Raw genomic sequence first — 15,753 nt, 5'->3', positions numbered from 1 at the left:
TAGGCCCTCTAAAAACCCAAACGGCGAGTACTGATGGCATAACCCTCAGCGCAATCAGCCATCATTAACAATCCAGAGCCACCCCACACAATCCGCAAGGGCAAATCGAATAAACCAGCACCCAACTCACGCGATGGGCTAAAACCGAGCTTTCGAAAATAACGTAACAACTTGCGATGTTGCTGTTCATTATCGCGAATTGCCAAGATCTGGGCTCTACGGCATGGGGTTTGCTCTAGCGCCCAGGCAAAAGTAGCAGCCCAAATAAGGTTGCCAACCCCCTGGGTTTGAGTACCTTGCACCCGCATCGTATCTAACTGCAATCCCGAACCAATAGGTATAGACCAACCTTTCAACTCTCCAAGTAGCAGCATGCGATCCCCTTCCCTGCGGGCCACCCCAACCCGCAATGTTTTCAGGCCTCCAAAACCACCAATCTGCAACCGCAACAGCAAACCAAGCTGGGCTCCGTAGCTTTCTAAGGCGGCGAGATCAGGCATTATTTCTTACCAATATGCCTTTCATTGCGGGCTGCTGATAATTGCATTTGTTGTTGACGATCTGAAAACCGCTCACGATCCTTTTCATTAAAATGTTCCAGGCAATGGCAACAACTCACCCCTTTTTCATAGCTGGGCAGGGAGCGATCTGCAGCAGCTAAAGGCATTCCACAAGCAAAGCAAAGGCTATATTCACCAGGGTTAAGTTGATGATTTAAGGCCACCCGCTGATCAAACACAAAACAATCCCCTTGCCAACTGCTTTGCTCGGGTGATACTCGCTCCAGATATTTAAGAATTCCCCCCTCTAAGTGGTGAACATCTGTAAAACCTTCAGCTAACAAATGGGCAGTTGCTTTCTCACAGCGAATACCGCCGGTGCAAAATAAAGCTAGCTTTTCAGCCTTGTGCTGCTCCATTAAGGGCTTTAGATGCCGCTCCACCCAAGCTGGAAAATTGCGGAAATTTTCAAGTTCTGGATTAATTGCACCTGGAAAAGTGCCAATACCAATTTCATAACTATTACGTGTATCAATAACTAACGTGTTGGGTTGGTTAATAAGTTCATCCCACTGCTCAGGCGCCACATATGCGCCCACCTGCTGCTGAGGATTCACTTCAGAGAGACCAATTGTAACGATCTCCTGTTTAATTCGCAATTTAAGGCGATGGAAACATTGACTCACACTCCAACTATATTTAACTTCTAAATCTTTAAATTCTTTTTCTTCTTGCAGTAAACAAATGAATTCTTTTATGCCAACTTCTGGACCGCACAATGTGGCATTTATTCCCTCTGGCGCCAAGAGTAAAGTTCCTTGTAAATGTTCTAGCTCTGCTTTATCAAGCAAGCGCTTGCGCAGGCTCTCTAACTGGTTGAGGGCTGTGAATTTATAAAATGCGGCTACTAGGTAAGTCAAGGATTAATCAAGCAAGGATGAAGGGCTGCACCCCTGCGGCGGCAAGCAGGGCCCGATCGGTTTCCACCTTTGGATTAGAGGTGGTGAGCAAAGTATCACCATAAAAGATAGAATCTGCCCCCGCCAATAAGCAAAGAATCTGAGCTTCTTGGCTTAATTGTTCCCTACCAGCACTCAACCTCACTCGGCTGTAGGGCATCAAAATACGAGCGACTGCCACCATACGCAACAAATCAAGATTTTCATAGGGTTGCTGGTGCTCCAAGGGGGTGCCTTCAACAGCTACCAAGCCGTTTATCGGCACGCTTTCAGGGTGAGGATTAAGGCTTGCTAAAACTTGCAACAACGAGGCACGATCCCTGAATGTTTCGCCCATGCCGATAATACCTCCGCAGCAAAGGTTGATCCCTGCCTGCCGCACTAATTGCAAAGTATCTAAGCGTTCTTGATAGGTGCGGGTGGTTATTATTTCGCCGTAATGTTCAGGGCTGGTATCAAGGTTGTGGTTATAAGAAGTGAGCCCTGCTTCAGCCAACCTATGGGCTTGATCAGCGTTCAACATGCCCGCGGTAACGCAAGCCTCCATCCCAAGCTTTCGCACCCCCTTCACCATTTCAAGCATTGCTTCAAAGGGGGCTCCAGCGCGAATTTCCCGCCAGGCCCAACCCATACAAAATCTTTGCGCCCCTGCTTGTTTTGCTGCTTCTGCCCGCTCAAGAACAGCTGCCACCTGCAGCTCTAGCTCCGGCCGACCACTCACATCACTGCTGTTGTGCATCGATTGAGGGCAATAGGCACAATCTTCTTCGCAACCGCCAGTGCGCACACTTAACAGGGAAGCCAGCTGCACTCGATAGCCTGGATTTGCTTCACGGTGCACCTGCTGGGCTTGCCAAAGCAAATCCACCAACGGCAATGAAAGCAAAGCTTCAATTTCACTCAAGCTCCAGTTGTGGCGTATTTCAACTGTCATGGCTTCACCTCTAATACCCCGCCGAAACGACGTCGCCTGCCTTGATAATCCCGCAAAGCTGCTTCTAAAGCAGCCCCATCAAAATCAGGCCAAAGCACTTCCGTAACGTGAAACTCAGCGTAGGCGAGCTGCCAAAGCAGGAAATTACTTAGGCGATATTCACCACTTGTGCGAATTAGTAAATCGGGATCACGATCTCCTGCTGTATGCAATTCCTGGCCCAGTAAATGTTCATTAATCGCTTCTGGATCCAATTCGCCTCGCTTAACGCGGCGAGCTAGGGCCCTAGCTGCTTGTACTAATTCATCTCTACTGCCGTAGTTAGTGCACACATTGAAGTGAATGCCGCTGTTGTTTTGTGTTTTAGCTGAGGCGGCAGCGATTAGATCCTGCAAGCCTTCTGGCAATGCGGTGAGATCACCTAGAAAGCGAATCCGTACCTGTTCATTTTGTAAAGCTTCCAATTCCTTAGCAAGCACTCGTTCAAACAAGGTCATTAGGAAACTCACCTCTTCCCCAGGCCTAGCCCAATTTTCGGTGGAAAAGGCGTAAGCGGTGAGGGTGCCGATGCCCCAGTTGTTGCAGAGCCTCAGAGTGGTTTTCAAAGCCTCTACCCCCTTGCGATGGCCCATTACCCGCGGCAAACCGCGCTGACAGGCCCAGCGGCCATTGCCATCCATGATCACCGCTACATGAGCTGGCAAGCGGAGGGGATCTAAGCCTTCAGGCAAGAAAGTTTGTTTGTTGGGGCATGGCACCACCACCAGGGGCCGGCTCATTGGGAATTCCTGGGAACAGATTCGGCTAGTTCAGCGCCGGATTTTGATTTTGAAAGCGTACGCGCCTGGCGCCTACGCCGATCACTCGACTGCAGTTGCAATGCCTCTCCCAATAAAGCCCGCAACCTTTCTCTAGTAATAGGGCGTTCAAACTTACCTTGGCAGGCAAGTGAAATTGTGCCTGATTCTTCACTCACCACCACGCATAAACAACGCTCGTGCCTTTCTGTTAAACCCAGGGCAGCCAGATGACGGGTGCCGTGGCGGGTAATGCTTTGGCGGGAAAGGGGCAAGATCACACCTGCTGATGCAATGCGATTGGCCTGAATTAATACCGCACCATCATGTAAAGGGGTTTCAGAAGAAAACAAATTCAGCATTAAATCAACCGAAAGAAAGGCATCGATCTGAATGCCGGGATTAAGAAAATCTTCTGGCCTGAGATCACTGCCAAGATCCAAAACCACCAAACCACCACAACGACGTTTTGAAAGTTGGCCAACCGTGTCCACCAAAATATCTACGGTGCTGGAATCTTGCTTCCCAGATTGACGGCTTCCAAGCAACACATCCAAACGTCCTGTACCGAGCAACTCCATCAGCCGCCGCAATTCCCCTTGCAATAAAATCGCCAAGGCAAGGCCGCATACCAACACCAAAGCTTCCATTAATTTGGAAGTGAGGGGAAGATCACCGAAGCGCTGCAGCAACCAACCCACAGCCACCAGCAATAGATACCCACGCAGCAGCCATAAAGTGCGTGGTTCAGTAACGCGGCCCAGTAAAAGGAATCCGAGGCTGGCAGCGAAAAGTAGGTCGATTATCAACCGCAGCCAGAGCATCTCAACCACCTCTTGTGGATAAATTTCAACTTAGCGATTTCAATCGCTCTGGCAGCACGTCGTAGCGCAGCAACTCGTCTGGCCTTTCGCGTCGCTGCACCAATTCAGCGCGGCCATCAGCCACCAACACCGCTGCAGGCCTTGGAATGCGGTTGTAATTGGAAGCCATCGAAGCGTTGTAGGCACCAGTGGCGAGCACCACCAACACATCGCCAGGCTTACTGGCAGGCAAATCAAGGTTGCGCAACAGCACATCCCCAGATTCACAGTGCTTACCAACCAAAGTAACTTTTTCCACTGCTGGGGCAGCGGCTTGATCAGCCAGGCAGGCCGTGTATTCAGATTGATAGGTAATGGGCCTGGGGTTATCACTCATGCCCCCATCTACCGCCACATATGTACTGAAACCAGCTATTTCTTTCCTGCTTCCAATTTGATAGAGCGTTATCCCGGCGCTCGCCACTAAAGAACGGCCTGGCTCACAAAGCAAGCGTGGCAAATCAAGCTCCCGCTCCTTGCAGGCCCCCGCGATTGCTTCCGCTACCACCTGAACCCAGCAATCGATGCTGGGGGGATCATCGGAGTTCACGTAACGAATACCAAGGCCACCACCCACGTTCAAATCGGTAACGTTATGGCCGAGGGAACGGGCAAGAAGCAGAGCATCAGCCAGAACCGCCGCAAGATCGCGATGGGGGGTTAATTCAAAAATTTGTGAGCCGATGTGGGCGTGCAAACCACGCAAATGGGCCCAGCTGCAGTTGGCTAAGAAACGCAAAACCGTTTCCAGCTGATCGGGATCAAAGCCAAACTTGCTATCTAAATGACCAGTGCGGATGTATTCATGGGTATGGCATTCAATACCAGGGGTAAACCTCAAGAGCAGGGGAACTTTGCTGGAATGACCCTGGCAAAGCTCCTGCAACAACTCAAGATCACGCCAATTATCTACTACTACAGCCACCCCATGCTGCAGAGCTAATTGGATTTCTTCAGCTGATTTGTTGTTGCCATGCAAAACAATCCGCTCAGGTGGCATCCCCCCTTCCAAAGCGGTTAGCAATTCCCCTGCTGAAACTGCATCAAGCCCAAGACCCTCTGATGCAACAAGGGCTGTAATCGCCAAACTGCTATTTGCTTTGGATGCGTAGATAGCTAAAGAAGGGCCTGGGTAGTGGCGTAGCAGAGCCTCTCGATAAGCAGTGCAAGCCTGCCTCAGGGTTAGTTCATCAAGCACATATAAAGGTGTACCAAAACGAGTTGCTAGATCTCTAAGCAAGCAACCACCAACACGCAAACGCCCCTGGGAATCAAGCTCGCTGCTTATTGGTGCAAGATTGCGATTAGGACTTTCCAAATCAATATCCCCATCTGCCCAGGGCAGCGAAGTTTTAGGCAACCCGGGGGAACTTGCCATGCTGATCACGATGCCATCAGAACCATCAATCCATTCTTTCAGCACTTCGGCCCCAACAAAGCTTGATTTGAACGCAATCGATGCTTGTTTTGCTCTTGATCAGCGGGTTTTCGCTGGCTTTTGGACCGCAAACCAATGGCATCAGGAACTGCAATCAAAAAGCAATCTTTGCTTTGGCTATTGGTGCGTTGAGAAACCAAATCAGCTGATTGGCTTGATCTGCGGATGCGTAGTAGCAGATGAGCTTCAGATCAGCATGGTGGCTGTGGATCCAAATAAACAGCATCAGGGGCTTGGGAGCAGCCTGCTGCAGGCGTTGCTCGCATGCGCCAAAAGCATGGGTTGCAAGGAGGCCAGCCTTGAGGTTTCAGCAAAAAACAAGGCCGCGATCGCCCTATATGAGCAAGCGGGCTTCACAACCTGTGGAATCCGTAAGAGCTACTACCGAAATGGCGACAATGCATTGCTTAAGGTGAAACGTTTTTGTGAAGTTTTGACGTAGTGATTACCGGCCAAAATAATCAGTAGCAGCCAATACTTTTTATTGATTTCAGTTAAAACATTCTTCAAACCGCAGTGATCGGATTTCCCCCCACAACAACCCACTAGTTCCTGATAGGTTTGTTGCATTCGAAGGCTCAGCCTCAAACCATGTTCGAGCGGTTCACCGAAAAAGCCATCAAAGTGATCATGTTGGCCCAAGAAGAGGCCCGTCGTTTGGGCCATAACTTTGTGGGAACTGAGCAGATATTGTTAGGTTTGATCGGAGAAGGCACCGGAGTTGCCGCAAAAGTACTCAAGTCGATGGGCGTAAATCTCAAAGATGCCCGAGTGGAAGTTGAAAAAATCATCGGGCGCGGTTCTGGTTTTGTTGCTGTTGAAATACCGTTCACCCCAAGGGCAAAAAGAGTACTTGAGTTATCACTCGAGGAGGCACGTCAGTTAGGTCATAATTACATTGGTACTGAACATTTATTGCTTGGATTAATTAGAGAGGGTGAAGGCGTAGCTGCAAGAGTTCTTGAAAATTTAGGAGTAGATCTTGCAAAGGTGCGTACTCAAGTAATCCGCATGCTTGGCGAAACAGCCGAAGTGAGTGCAGGTGGCGGAAGCAAAGGTTCCACCAAAACACCCACCCTTGATGAATTTGGTAGCAACCTCACCCAATTAGCTGCAGATGGAAAGCTCGATCCGGTGGTGGGTAGACAAAATGAGATTGAACGAGTGATCCAAATACTCGGACGCCGCACTAAGAACAATCCAGTCCTAATTGGTGAACCAGGTGTTGGCAAAACAGCTATTGCGGAAGGCTTAGCTCAACGCATAATCGATGGCGAAATTCCAGATATTCTTGAGGATAAACGGGTACTTACGTTAGATATTGGTTTGCTAGTTGCTGGTACTAAATACAGAGGAGAGTTTGAGGAACGTCTTAAGAAAATAATGGAAGAGATCCGTGGTGCGGGAAATGTAATTTTAGTAATAGATGAAGTACACACTTTAATTGGTGCTGGAGCAGCTGAAGGTGCAATTGATGCTGCAAATATCTTAAAACCTGCTCTCGCTAGGGGGGAACTCCAATGTATTGGTGCAACTACTCTAGATGAATATCGTAAACACATCGAAAGGGATGCCGCATTAGAAAGAAGATTCCAGCCAGTAAATGTTGGTGAACCCTCAGTTGCTGAAACTATTGAAATTTTACAAGGCTTAAGGGAGCGCTATGAAACGCACCACAGGTTAAAGATCTCCGACGAAGCCCTCGTAGCTGCAGCAACCCTTGGTGATCGCTACATCTCCGATCGTTTCATGCCTGATAAGGCAATTGATCTAATTGATGAAGCTGGCAGCCGGGTGCGTTTACTTAATTCCAAATTGCCGCCAGCTGCAAAAGAACTAGACAAACAGTTGAGGGTTGTGCAAAAAGAAAAAGAAGTGGCCGTACGGGAACAGGACTACACCAAAGCTGGTGAATTACGCGATAAGGAGGTGGAATTGCGTGAACAAATGCGTGGTATCACCCAAGCCCGTCGTGATGAATCAACACCAGCTCCTGATGGAGAATCCACTGAATCCGATTCTCCCCAAGTTTCTTCTTTTGAGGGAACGCCAGTTGTAAGTGAAGAAGATATTGCTCAGATTGTTGCCTCATGGACCGGCGTACCGGTACAAAAACTAACTGAGACAGAATCAGTAAAATTATTAAATATGGAGGAGACCCTCCACCAACGCTTGATCGGGCAAGATGAAGCAGTTAAAGCCGTTTCAAAAGCGATTCGCAGGGCCCGAGTTGGTTTAAAGAATCCAAACCGGCCGATTGCAAGTTTTATCTTCTCTGGCCCCACTGGAGTTGGCAAAACTGAACTCACAAAAGCACTAGCTGCATATTTCTTTGGCAGTGAAGAGTCGATGATTCGCTTAGACATGAGTGAATACATGGAGCGCTTTACAGTAAGCAAGCTGATTGGTTCACCTCCTGGCTATGTGGGCTTTAACGAAGGCGGACAGCTCACAGAGGCGGTACGCCGTCGCCCTTATAGCGTTGTATTGTTCGATGAAATCGAAAAAGCTCATCCGGATGTCTTTAATCTTTTGCTTCAATTACTAGAAGACGGCCGCCTCACAGACTCCAAAGGACGAACTGTAGATTTTAAAAATACTTTAATAATAATGACCTCTAACATTGGCTCTAAAGTTATCGAAAAAGGTGGCGGCGGTTTAGGTTTTGAATTTGGTGGCGGAGATGCTCAAGATAATACATACAATCGAATTCGTTCATTGGTTAACGAAGAACTGAAGCAATATTTCCGCCCTGAATTCCTCAATCGACTAGATGAAATAATTGTATTCCGCCAACTCAACCGCGATGAGGTGAAACTAATTGCAGATATAATGCTGCTTGAAGTGTTCAAACGAATGCAAGAAAAAGGTATTAGTTTGTCGGTAACAGAATCATTTAAAGAACGTTTGGTAGAAGAGGGTTACAATCCAAGTTATGGAGCTCGTCCATTGCGTCGGGCAGTGATGCGCTTACTAGAGGATTCTCTGGCAGAGGAATTCCTTTCCGGTCGCCTTACAGAGGGTGATGCAGCCCTAGTTGATGTTAACGAAGAAAAGCAAGTTGTAATAAGACAAACCACTCTGCCCCAAGAGGAATCTGAGCTAGCAAGCGCAAACATCTAGCTTAGGGATGAGTTTAGATTCCATTAATTCCCATAATATCGCCCCTGTGCATTTACTACGGGGGCCTGGGGCTTGGCCTGAAGCACTACCTCTAATAAACGGTTTGTGTGGAAGGCCTTTACTCTTAGGTAGAAGCGCTTCTACAAGGTTAATTCGCAAACAATTAAGTGAGGATTTAAGCAATCAAAACCTTGCCGTTGAGAATGCAGAATTACATTTTGATTGCTGTGATTTAGATCTAGCACTTGTAGAAAAGCAAATTAAATTAAGCAATTGTGACGCGGTAATTGCATGCGGTGGCGGAAAAGTTCTTGATGCTGGCAAACTAATAGCTAATCATCTTGATCTTGTCTGCATCACTGTTCCTACCAGCGCGGCCACCTGCGCAGGCTGGACCGCCTTAGCCAATATTTATTCCGCAGCTGGTGCTTTTCAAGCAGATGTATCACTTAAACGTTGCCCTGATTTACTGATATTTGATCACCAACTCATCCTCACAGCGCCACCTCGCACCTTGGCCAGTGGCATCGCCGATGCAATGGCTAAATGGTACGAAGCATCAGTAAGCAGCGGCCAAAGCAGTGATGGCTTGGTGCAACAAGCTGTGCAACAAGCAAGGGTATTACGCGATCAATTGCTTTTAGAAGGGGTTGAAGCATTACAAGATCCTGGCTCTGCTCCTTGGTGCCGAGTGGCGGAAGCAAGTGGCCTCACCGCTGGTTTAATCGGGGGCCTCGGTGGCGCCCGTTGCCGCACTGTTGCAGCCCATGCCATCCACAATGGGCTAACCCAGCTAGCTGAATGCCACGGCTCCATGCATGGCGAAAAAGTTGCTTTTGGGGTGCTCGTGCAACTGCGTTTAGAAGAGCAGATTGGTGGCAGCGGTTTAGCTGCTCAAGCGCGCAGACAGCTTCTGCCTTTCTTTAAAAAATTGGGCCTGCCAGTAAATCTGCAAGAATTAGGGCTTGGTAAAGCCAGCCTTGAGCAATTGCATCAGATATGCAAATTTGCCTGCAAGCCGGGTTCTGATTTGCATCATTTGCCTTTTCCTGTTGGCGCCGATGATTTGTTGGCAGCTTTAGTTAGCAGCAGCCAAGGATGCCTAACCCGCTAAGCGCTGCTGCCCAGCAGCTGATTGATCCACAAGCCAGGGCCCTAGCTGCAAATGTGCGCTGGTTGCAGCTAAATCTCGGGGGCGCTTTAGCAAATTTGAATTGGCCAGTAGCGGTGTTAGGGGAAGGTCCGCCTTTATTAATGTTGCATGGATTTGATAGTTCTTTTTTAGAGTTTCGCCGTATTGCTCCTCTTTTAGCCTGTAACTATCAACTTTGGATTCCTGATCTTTGCGGATTTGGCTTTTGTCCGCGCCCAATCGCGGCCGCTTACGGGCCCCAGCTGGTGATCGAGCACTTGATAGCACTTATGGCTGTAATTAATGCAGAAAATCCTTCTGCATCCCTCGGCTTAATCGGTGCCTCGATGGGCGGAGCTGTTGCAATTGTTTTAGCGAGAGCATTGGAGCAGGTAAACCCCAAAAAACTGCAGCAAATATTGTTGCTGGCGCCAGCTGGATTAACCGGAAAAGCAATGCCATTGCCCCCGTTACTAGACAAACTTGGTGTTGCTTTCCTCGGCTTAGCAGCAGTGCGCAAAGGGCTGTGCCGCCAAGCATTTGCTGATCCCAAATCAAGCGTAGGGGCAGCCGAAGAGGAAATTGCCAGCCTGCATTTACAAAGCCCAGGCTGGGCCCATGCCCTTGCTTGCTTTGCCCGGAGTGGTGGTTTTGCTGGAGTTGGTGCTCCACTACCAACTGCCCCTTTAACAGTTCTGTGGGGCGCAAATGATCGCATTTTGAGGCCGCCATTGCGGCTTGCAGCAGCAGCGCTGCTTGGGGATTGCTGCACAGAATTGCAAAATTGCGGACACCTACCCCACCTCGATCAACCCGGAAAAGTGGTAACCCATTGGCTAAATTCTCAACCTAAAACGCCCGCATGAGCGGACCCCTTTTGAATTTGATCAGCCAAGGTGTGCGCCTTTGGTTATCTAGCGTTTGCGATGAATTACAACATCTAAACCTGCAATTAGAGGGTTCTGCTTTAGCCATGCTTGGGGGCAACCTTGAAGGGGCAAAACTAGAAGCAAAAGGGGTGGTATTTGAATCTTTAGCCATCGCAACGGTTGAGCTTCAAAGTGAACCTATTAGTTTTGATTTAACACAATTACTAAAAGGAAAAGATCTAAAGCTAAATAAGCGTTTTCGCATTCATGGCAAGGTGGAATTTAGCGGTGAAGGCCTTTGCAAATCCCTTGCTAATCCCCATTGGCTAAGTTTCAGCAACAACCTAGCAATAATTTTATTTGGTAATTCAAAATTAAAAAGCTACGAAATCAGTGAAAATAAACTCACCTTATATAGCGTCCAGGGCGAATTCATTAATTGCGGTTTAGAAATTAGAGATGGTGAACTCTGGCTAACGCCAATAACTGCAGCAAAAAGTAACGCGATTCAGGTGCCTCTCGATTCCGCAATTAGGCTTGAAAAGCTATCAATTAATGAGCAACACTTAACCTTATCTGGCAGCTCAATTGTTAGCGTGAAATCGGCTGAATTAAAGTAACAAAATAGAAAACAACCGCCGGCGTAAATAAATAACTATCAACACGATCTAATATTCCTCCATGGCCTGGAATCAATGCGCCGGAATCTTTTACGCCCGCATCCCGTTTCATCATCGATTCGGTTAAATCACCCACCAAAGCGAAAAGGGCCACCAAGGCGCCCAATACCGCCCCTAAAGCCCAGCCCCAATTCCATCCGAGCAGCACCCCGCCGATAGCGCCGCAAACAACACAGGCGAGCAAACCCGCCAGGGCACCTTCAACAGTTTTCTTTGGAGATATCTCAGAAAGCATCGTGCGGCCGTAGCGGCTACCCCAGAGGTATGAACCACAATCTGCCGCCCAGATCAATACAAAAGCCAAAAGGGTGATCGCCAATCCATCAGGAGCTGCCCTTAAGCGCACCCAATGGCTTGGCAAAAAGCCAAGATAAAAAAGACCAAAAATCGAAGCCGCGATATCGGAAATACTGCCGGTTACTGGTTGCAGCAACAACCAACCACAAATAACCGTACCCGCCAACGGCAACACAGCTGCCGTAAGGGGGCTGGCTTGAAATAACTGGGTGGTAATCAGCAAAAGTTGGCACACCACCAATGTGGTTTTTGTTGCTGGCCTAATTCCTTTAAATTGAGCTAATCGGAAAAATTCCAAAAGAGCAAGATGAACAATTACCCCAAGGCTGAGGGTGAACCACCATCCACCGAGCCAAATAATAATTAAGGCGAAAATTGCCGCCGCCAATCCGCTCAACCATCTATTCATATTTTCATCCCAGGCAATTTCATATCCTGCTGCCAAGCAAGCTCATTGATGGCGCTCCGCTGCGATTAAAAAGAGGGGTTCTGCTGCCCCCAATCGGGTTTGATCGCCCCGGCGTTGCATGCGGTGCACCGTTGCTTGCACCACCTGAAGATCTGTGGCTGCAAGCTGGCCAAGATGGTCGGTGGCATCAACTAATCCCTCCAAACTTGAGGTACTTATCACTAGCCTCCCCCTTAAAGCTAGGCAATCCCACACCGCCCTAAGCACATCTCCAAGAGGGCGACCCACCTCCAGCAGCACTCGATCTGGATTAGGGGCAAGCCTATGGAGATCACCCGGTGCTTGCCCCTGTAACACCTCCAGATTCTTGATCCCAAAACGGGCCCGGTTGCGCTCAAGCAACTCCACAGCCTCCGGATCGCGTTCTAACGCTTGCACCCTGCCCATGGGTAACAAACGGGCAATTTCAAGGGCAAGAGCGCCGGTTCCGCCCCCCACATCCCAAACCACTGAATCGGGCCGTGGCCGCAAATGGGCCAGCAGCATCACCCGTTGTTCCATGGGCGTGGGGCTAAAGCCAGGGGCAGCCTCAAAGGCTCCATCTGGTATCCCAGGGGTAACAAAATCCCATTGATAGGGGGCCTGGACCGACACCTAAATCAAGCCAGAACTTCAACCGTATCAGCGATCTGCCCCCCCCATAGCAACTGCTGTTGTTGCAACCACTGAATGCGGGCTGCATCAAGTTGTTCCCCTGGCAGTAATAAAGCGATACCAGGGGGATACGGACAGATGGTTTCAGCTGCAATCCGCCCTGCCGCCTCAGCTAAAGGCAGTGTTATTGAAGGCAGGCGCCATGCCTCGGCAAGGGGCACTTGTAATCCAGCCAAGCGAGGAAATGGCGGGGGATCAAGCGGTGGCAAAGATGGCACTTTTTGCTGGCAATATTTCAAACGCTCTAATTCGCGGCAGAGGCGCCGGCGCTGTGGCGCGATGGGAGCCAAACCAAGGCAAAAAGTGAGTGTTAATGCTTCCGGGCATTCCGCTACAACCCCCCTTTGCATTAAATAGTCGTCTGCGGCACTGCCGCTAAGGCCCCACTGGGCGCAATGCAATACAAAGCGCAAGGGGTCTTGGTTTTGCACCAGGGGGATACCTTTTTTTGTTAACGCAGCCCTAAGGCTTAAGGCTTGGTTTAGGCAGCGTTGCAAGTGGCGCTCACCAGCAACAGCTGAGTATCGAGCCACCGCTTGTTCTGTTGAAAGCAGCAACAAAGCACTGGGGCTACTGCTTTGAAACCAGAGCAGGGCCCGCTCCAATTGCTGGCTTTGCAACCTTTCACCTTGTAGATGAAGCAAAGCGGTTTGCCCCAAACTGCCGAGGGTTTTGTGGATCGATTGCACCACCAGATCAGCGCCAGCTGCAAGAGCCCCCCGGGGCAGGCTGGCCGCGAAATTAAAATGGGCGCCATGGGCTTCATCTACAAGCACTGGCAGCCCAACGCCATGGGCGATCGCCACCAAAGAATCCAGCTCGGCAACCAAGCCCTGATAAGTGGGGGATACAAGCACCAGCAAAGCAACAGAACCGGCCTTTTCAAGGAGTTGTTCCAGCCACTGCACCGGCAAGGGTTGGGCTAAGCCAGTGGCTTGATCAAAAGGCACATCATAAAAAAGTGGTTCCAAATTGCCAAGCAAACAGCCATGCAACAAGCTGCGGTGATGGTTGCGGGGCAATAAAACCCGTGACCCCGGTGCGGCTGCCCCCAACAAAGCTGCCTGCAATAAACCACTGGCGCCATTAACGCCATACCAGCTCTGGCTTGCGCCAAAAGAAGCGGCCAGCTGTTGCTGGGAAGCAGCTACCGCCCCCTCCCGTAGCAACGGCCCACCAAGCTCTGGCAGTTCAGGTAAATCAAGCTGCCAGGGCAACTGTTGCTGCACGCCACTACCAAGCCAAGCCCTGCCGCGGCCATGGGCTGGTAGATGCAAAAAAACCCCCTTGCGGCGAGCTTCTCGCCTAAGCGCAACTTCTAAGGGCCAGGGCTTATGGGCAGCGGCTAATGGATTCCACACCAGATCAGTGATTCAGTTTCTAGAGTTTGTTTAGTTATGAGTTCAGCCATCTATAAGCGCCCTGCTGTTCCCCTTCATCAACTGCTGGGACGCCTGCTGGTGGTGCTATGGCAACTGGGCCGATTAAGCCTCACTCTTTTAAGCCAAGGTAGTAGCAAGGATCCGCAGGTGCAGAAGCGCCTCGGCATCTTATTACTTAAGACACTTACTAACCTAGGGCCTTGTTTCATTAAATTAGGGCAGGCATTATCCACTCGTCCAGATTTAGTTAATCGCGACTGGTTAGAACAATTAACACGATTGCAAGATGATCTTCCCTCCTTTGATCACGATATAGCTCTTGCAACTATCGAGCATCAGTTAGGTGCTCCAGCGAGCAATTTATTTGCTATTTTTCCAGGTAAGCCAATTGCAGCAGCAAGCCTTGGCCAGGTTTATAAAGCGCAGATGCACGATGGGCGCTGGGTAGCCGTAAAGGTGCAAAGGCCAAAGCTGCATGCAAAGTTAGTGCTTGACCTAGCTGTAATTAGATTGTTGGCTCAATTTACAGGCCCCTTTCTACCCCTGAATTTAGGTGATGATTTAACAGCAATTGTTGATGAATTCGGTAATACATTGTTTAGAGAAATAGATTATGAATTAGAGGCTGACAATGCAGAACGTTTTGCTGCATTATTTGATGATGATCCAAGTATAGTTATACCTGGAGTTGAACGAATGTTAAGTAGCCAAAAGGTGCTTACCACCACCTGGCTCGATGGGGTTAAGTTACAGGAAAGGTCGGTGCTTGAAGAAAATCAATTGGATCCCACAACCCTTGTTAGAGCTGGGGTCATTGCAGGGTTGCGGCAACTTTTAGAGTTTGGTTATTTCCATGCAGATCCTCATCCAGGCAATTTATTCGCGCTACCTGGCGGCAGGGATGGCAATGGCCGCTTGGGATATGTTGATTTTGGCATGATGGATATGCTTAGTAATGATGATCGCTTAACCCTTACCGATGCGGTTGTTCATTTAATTAATCGTGATTTTTTATCCCTTGGCCATGATTTTGTGCGGCTGGGATTTTTGCAACCAAATACTGATTTAAGCCCAATTCTGCCTGCATTAGAAGAGGTGTTAGGCGGACAGCTTGGCGAATCGGTTGGCAGCTTTAATTTCAAAACGATCACCGATCGCTTTTCAGAGCTGATGTTTGATTATCCTTTTAGGGTGCCAGCGCGGTTTGCCTTAATAATTCGAGCAGTGGTGAGTCAGGAAGGTTTAGCTTTAAGATTAGATCCAGATTTCAGCATTATTAGGGTTGCATATCCCTACGTTGCAAAACGTTTACTCGCTGCCGATACTGAAGAATTAAGGCGAAAATTGCTTGATATTTTATTTGACAGTGAAGGAAAATTACAACTTCAAAGATTAGAAAACTTGCTTGATGTTGTGGGTCAAGACGGCAGCCCCACCGATTTGTTACCTGTGGCGGGTGCTGGATTGCGATTAATTCTTGGCCCCCAGGGCCATGATCTGCGCCAGAGGCTTCTGCTCACTCTTGTGCGGGACGGACGCCTCAACACAGATGATCTAAGTAATTTGGCAAAACTGTTGCGGCGCCGTTTTGGTCCTAAACGGCTTGCCAGCGACCTACTGGCCAAGTTGAGCTCCTAGCCTGTAGCACCCTCAAGC

Annotated in this window: 15 protein-coding genes; 6 read left to right on the top strand and 9 right to left on the bottom strand. The window is 49.1% G+C overall.

Annotation, left to right across the window (positions count from 1 at the left end; all coding sequences use genetic code 11):
* Positions 1-8 precede the first annotated feature (8 nt).
* The 6 genes from AC2JC8_RS01090 to lysA are packed head-to-tail and all read right to left on the bottom strand — an operon-like array spanning position 9 to position 5,431.
* A complete protein-coding gene (locus AC2JC8_RS01090) occupies positions 9-500 on the bottom strand; it encodes a hypothetical protein (RefSeq protein WP_484399709.1) in 492 nt (163 codons plus the stop codon).
* A complete protein-coding gene (trhO, locus tag AC2JC8_RS01085; protein ID WP_484399707.1) occupies positions 500-1,420 on the bottom strand; it encodes an oxygen-dependent tRNA uridine(34) hydroxylase TrhO in 921 nt (306 codons plus the stop codon). Before trhO ends, AC2JC8_RS01090 begins: the two co-directional genes overlap by 1 nt.
* 7 nt (positions 1,421-1,427) lie before the next feature.
* Positions 1,428-2,393 (bottom strand): biotin synthase BioB, encoded by a 966-nt coding sequence (gene bioB, locus AC2JC8_RS01080; protein WP_484399706.1) that lies wholly within the window; start codon positions 2,391-2,393, stop codon positions 1,428-1,430.
* The gene (locus tag AC2JC8_RS01075) at positions 2,390-3,172 is read right to left on the bottom strand and encodes an isoprenyl transferase (RefSeq protein WP_484399705.1); all 783 of its coding nucleotides are present in this window, start codon (positions 3,170-3,172) and stop codon (positions 2,390-2,392) included. Before AC2JC8_RS01075 ends, bioB begins: the two co-directional genes overlap by 4 nt.
* Entirely contained in the window at positions 3,169-4,014 is an 846-nt protein-coding gene (gene cdaA, locus AC2JC8_RS01070) for a diadenylate cyclase CdaA (RefSeq protein WP_484399704.1), read from the bottom strand. The genes AC2JC8_RS01075 and cdaA overlap by 4 nt, the downstream gene beginning before the upstream one ends.
* A 25-nt stretch (positions 4,015-4,039) precedes the next feature.
* Positions 4,040-5,431, bottom strand: coding sequence for a diaminopimelate decarboxylase (gene lysA / locus AC2JC8_RS01065; RefSeq protein ID WP_484594053.1), 1,392 nt, complete (start codon positions 5,429-5,431; stop codon positions 4,040-4,042).
* Here lysA and rimI point away from each other — a divergent pair.
* The 5 genes from rimI (at position 5,430) to AC2JC8_RS01040 (ending at position 11,235) form a co-directional block, all read left to right on the top strand.
* On the top strand, positions 5,430-5,933 hold the full coding sequence (gene rimI / locus AC2JC8_RS01060; RefSeq protein ID WP_484399701.1) for a ribosomal protein S18-alanine N-acetyltransferase: 504 nt from the start codon (positions 5,430-5,432) through the stop codon (positions 5,931-5,933). The genes lysA and rimI overlap by 2 nt on opposite strands.
* 149 nt (positions 5,934-6,082) lie before the next feature.
* On the top strand, positions 6,083-8,614 hold the full coding sequence (locus AC2JC8_RS01055) for an ATP-dependent Clp protease ATP-binding subunit (RefSeq protein ID WP_484594052.1): 2,532 nt from the start codon (positions 6,083-6,085) through the stop codon (positions 8,612-8,614).
* Positions 8,615-8,621: 7 nt separating this feature from the next.
* A complete protein-coding gene (locus AC2JC8_RS01050) occupies positions 8,622-9,728 on the top strand; it encodes an iron-containing alcohol dehydrogenase family protein (protein ID WP_484594051.1) in 1,107 nt (368 codons plus the stop codon).
* Positions 9,713-10,612 (top strand): alpha/beta fold hydrolase, encoded by a 900-nt coding sequence (locus tag AC2JC8_RS01045; protein WP_484594050.1) that lies wholly within the window; start codon positions 9,713-9,715, stop codon positions 10,610-10,612. Before AC2JC8_RS01050 ends, AC2JC8_RS01045 begins: the two co-directional genes overlap by 16 nt.
* Positions 10,609-11,235 carry an LmeA family phospholipid-binding protein gene (locus AC2JC8_RS01040; protein WP_484399696.1) on the top strand — a complete coding sequence of 209 codons (627 nt, stop codon included), beginning with the start codon at positions 10,609-10,611 and terminating at the stop codon, positions 11,233-11,235. The genes AC2JC8_RS01045 and AC2JC8_RS01040 overlap by 4 nt, the downstream gene beginning before the upstream one ends.
* Here the strand turns inward: AC2JC8_RS01040 and AC2JC8_RS01035 are convergent.
* The 3 genes from AC2JC8_RS01035 to AC2JC8_RS01025 are packed head-to-tail and all read right to left on the bottom strand — an operon-like array spanning position 11,207 to position 14,076.
* Positions 11,207-12,001, bottom strand: coding sequence for a phosphatidate cytidylyltransferase (locus tag AC2JC8_RS01035; protein ID WP_295459332.1), 795 nt, complete (start codon positions 11,999-12,001; stop codon positions 11,207-11,209). The two genes, AC2JC8_RS01040 and AC2JC8_RS01035, sit on opposite strands and share 29 nt — an antisense overlap.
* Before the next feature lie 42 nt (positions 12,002-12,043).
* Positions 12,044-12,655 (bottom strand): precorrin-6Y C5,15-methyltransferase subunit CbiT, encoded by a 612-nt coding sequence (cbiT, locus tag AC2JC8_RS01030; protein ID WP_255130935.1) that lies wholly within the window; start codon positions 12,653-12,655, stop codon positions 12,044-12,046.
* A gap of 5 nt (positions 12,656-12,660) precedes the next feature.
* A complete protein-coding gene (locus AC2JC8_RS01025; RefSeq protein WP_484594049.1) occupies positions 12,661-14,076 on the bottom strand; it encodes an aminotransferase class I/II-fold pyridoxal phosphate-dependent enzyme in 1,416 nt (471 codons plus the stop codon).
* Between the two features lie 36 nt (positions 14,077-14,112).
* On the opposite strand from AC2JC8_RS01025, the gene AC2JC8_RS01020 reads away from it, so the two are divergent.
* Positions 14,113-15,735 carry an ABC1 kinase family protein gene (locus tag AC2JC8_RS01020; protein ID WP_484399693.1) on the top strand — a complete coding sequence of 541 codons (1,623 nt, stop codon included), beginning with the start codon at positions 14,113-14,115 and terminating at the stop codon, positions 15,733-15,735.
* The last annotated feature ends 18 nt before the right edge of the window (positions 15,736-15,753 follow it).

This window comes from Synechococcus sp. (assembly GCF_982614295.1).
The sequence above is the reverse complement of the archived record's forward strand: the minus strand, read 5'-3'. Positions and strand labels throughout refer to the sequence as shown.

Coding starts and splice junctions, on each gene's coding strand:
- AC2JC8_RS01090 (WP_484399709.1), bottom strand. CDS start 500: ATGCCTGATCTCGCCGCCTTAGAAAGCTACGGAGCCCAGCTTGGTTTG.
- AC2JC8_RS01055 (WP_484594052.1), top strand. CDS start 6,083: ATGTTCGAGCGGTTCACCGAAAAAGCCATCAAAGTGATCATGTTGGCC.
- AC2JC8_RS01050 (WP_484594051.1), top strand. CDS start 8,622: ATGAGTTTAGATTCCATTAATTCCCATAATATCGCCCCTGTGCATTTA.
- lysA (WP_484594053.1), bottom strand. CDS start 5,431: ATGGCAAGTTCCCCCGGGTTGCCTAAAACTTCGCTGCCCTGGGCAGAT.
- bioB (WP_484399706.1), bottom strand. CDS start 2,393: ATGACAGTTGAAATACGCCACAACTGGAGCTTGAGTGAAATTGAAGCT.
- AC2JC8_RS01045 (WP_484594050.1), top strand. CDS start 9,713: ATGCCTAACCCGCTAAGCGCTGCTGCCCAGCAGCTGATTGATCCACAA.
- AC2JC8_RS01040 (WP_484399696.1), top strand. CDS start 10,609: ATGAGCGGACCCCTTTTGAATTTGATCAGCCAAGGTGTGCGCCTTTGG.
- rimI (WP_484399701.1), top strand. CDS start 5,430: ATGCTGATCACGATGCCATCAGAACCATCAATCCATTCTTTCAGCACT.
- AC2JC8_RS01075 (WP_484399705.1), bottom strand. CDS start 3,172: ATGAGCCGGCCCCTGGTGGTGGTGCCATGCCCCAACAAACAAACTTTC.
- cdaA (WP_484399704.1), bottom strand. CDS start 4,014: ATGCTCTGGCTGCGGTTGATAATCGACCTACTTTTCGCTGCCAGCCTC.
- AC2JC8_RS01035 (WP_295459332.1), bottom strand. CDS start 12,001: ATGAATAGATGGTTGAGCGGATTGGCGGCGGCAATTTTCGCCTTAATT.
- AC2JC8_RS01020 (WP_484399693.1), top strand. CDS start 14,113: ATGAGTTCAGCCATCTATAAGCGCCCTGCTGTTCCCCTTCATCAACTG.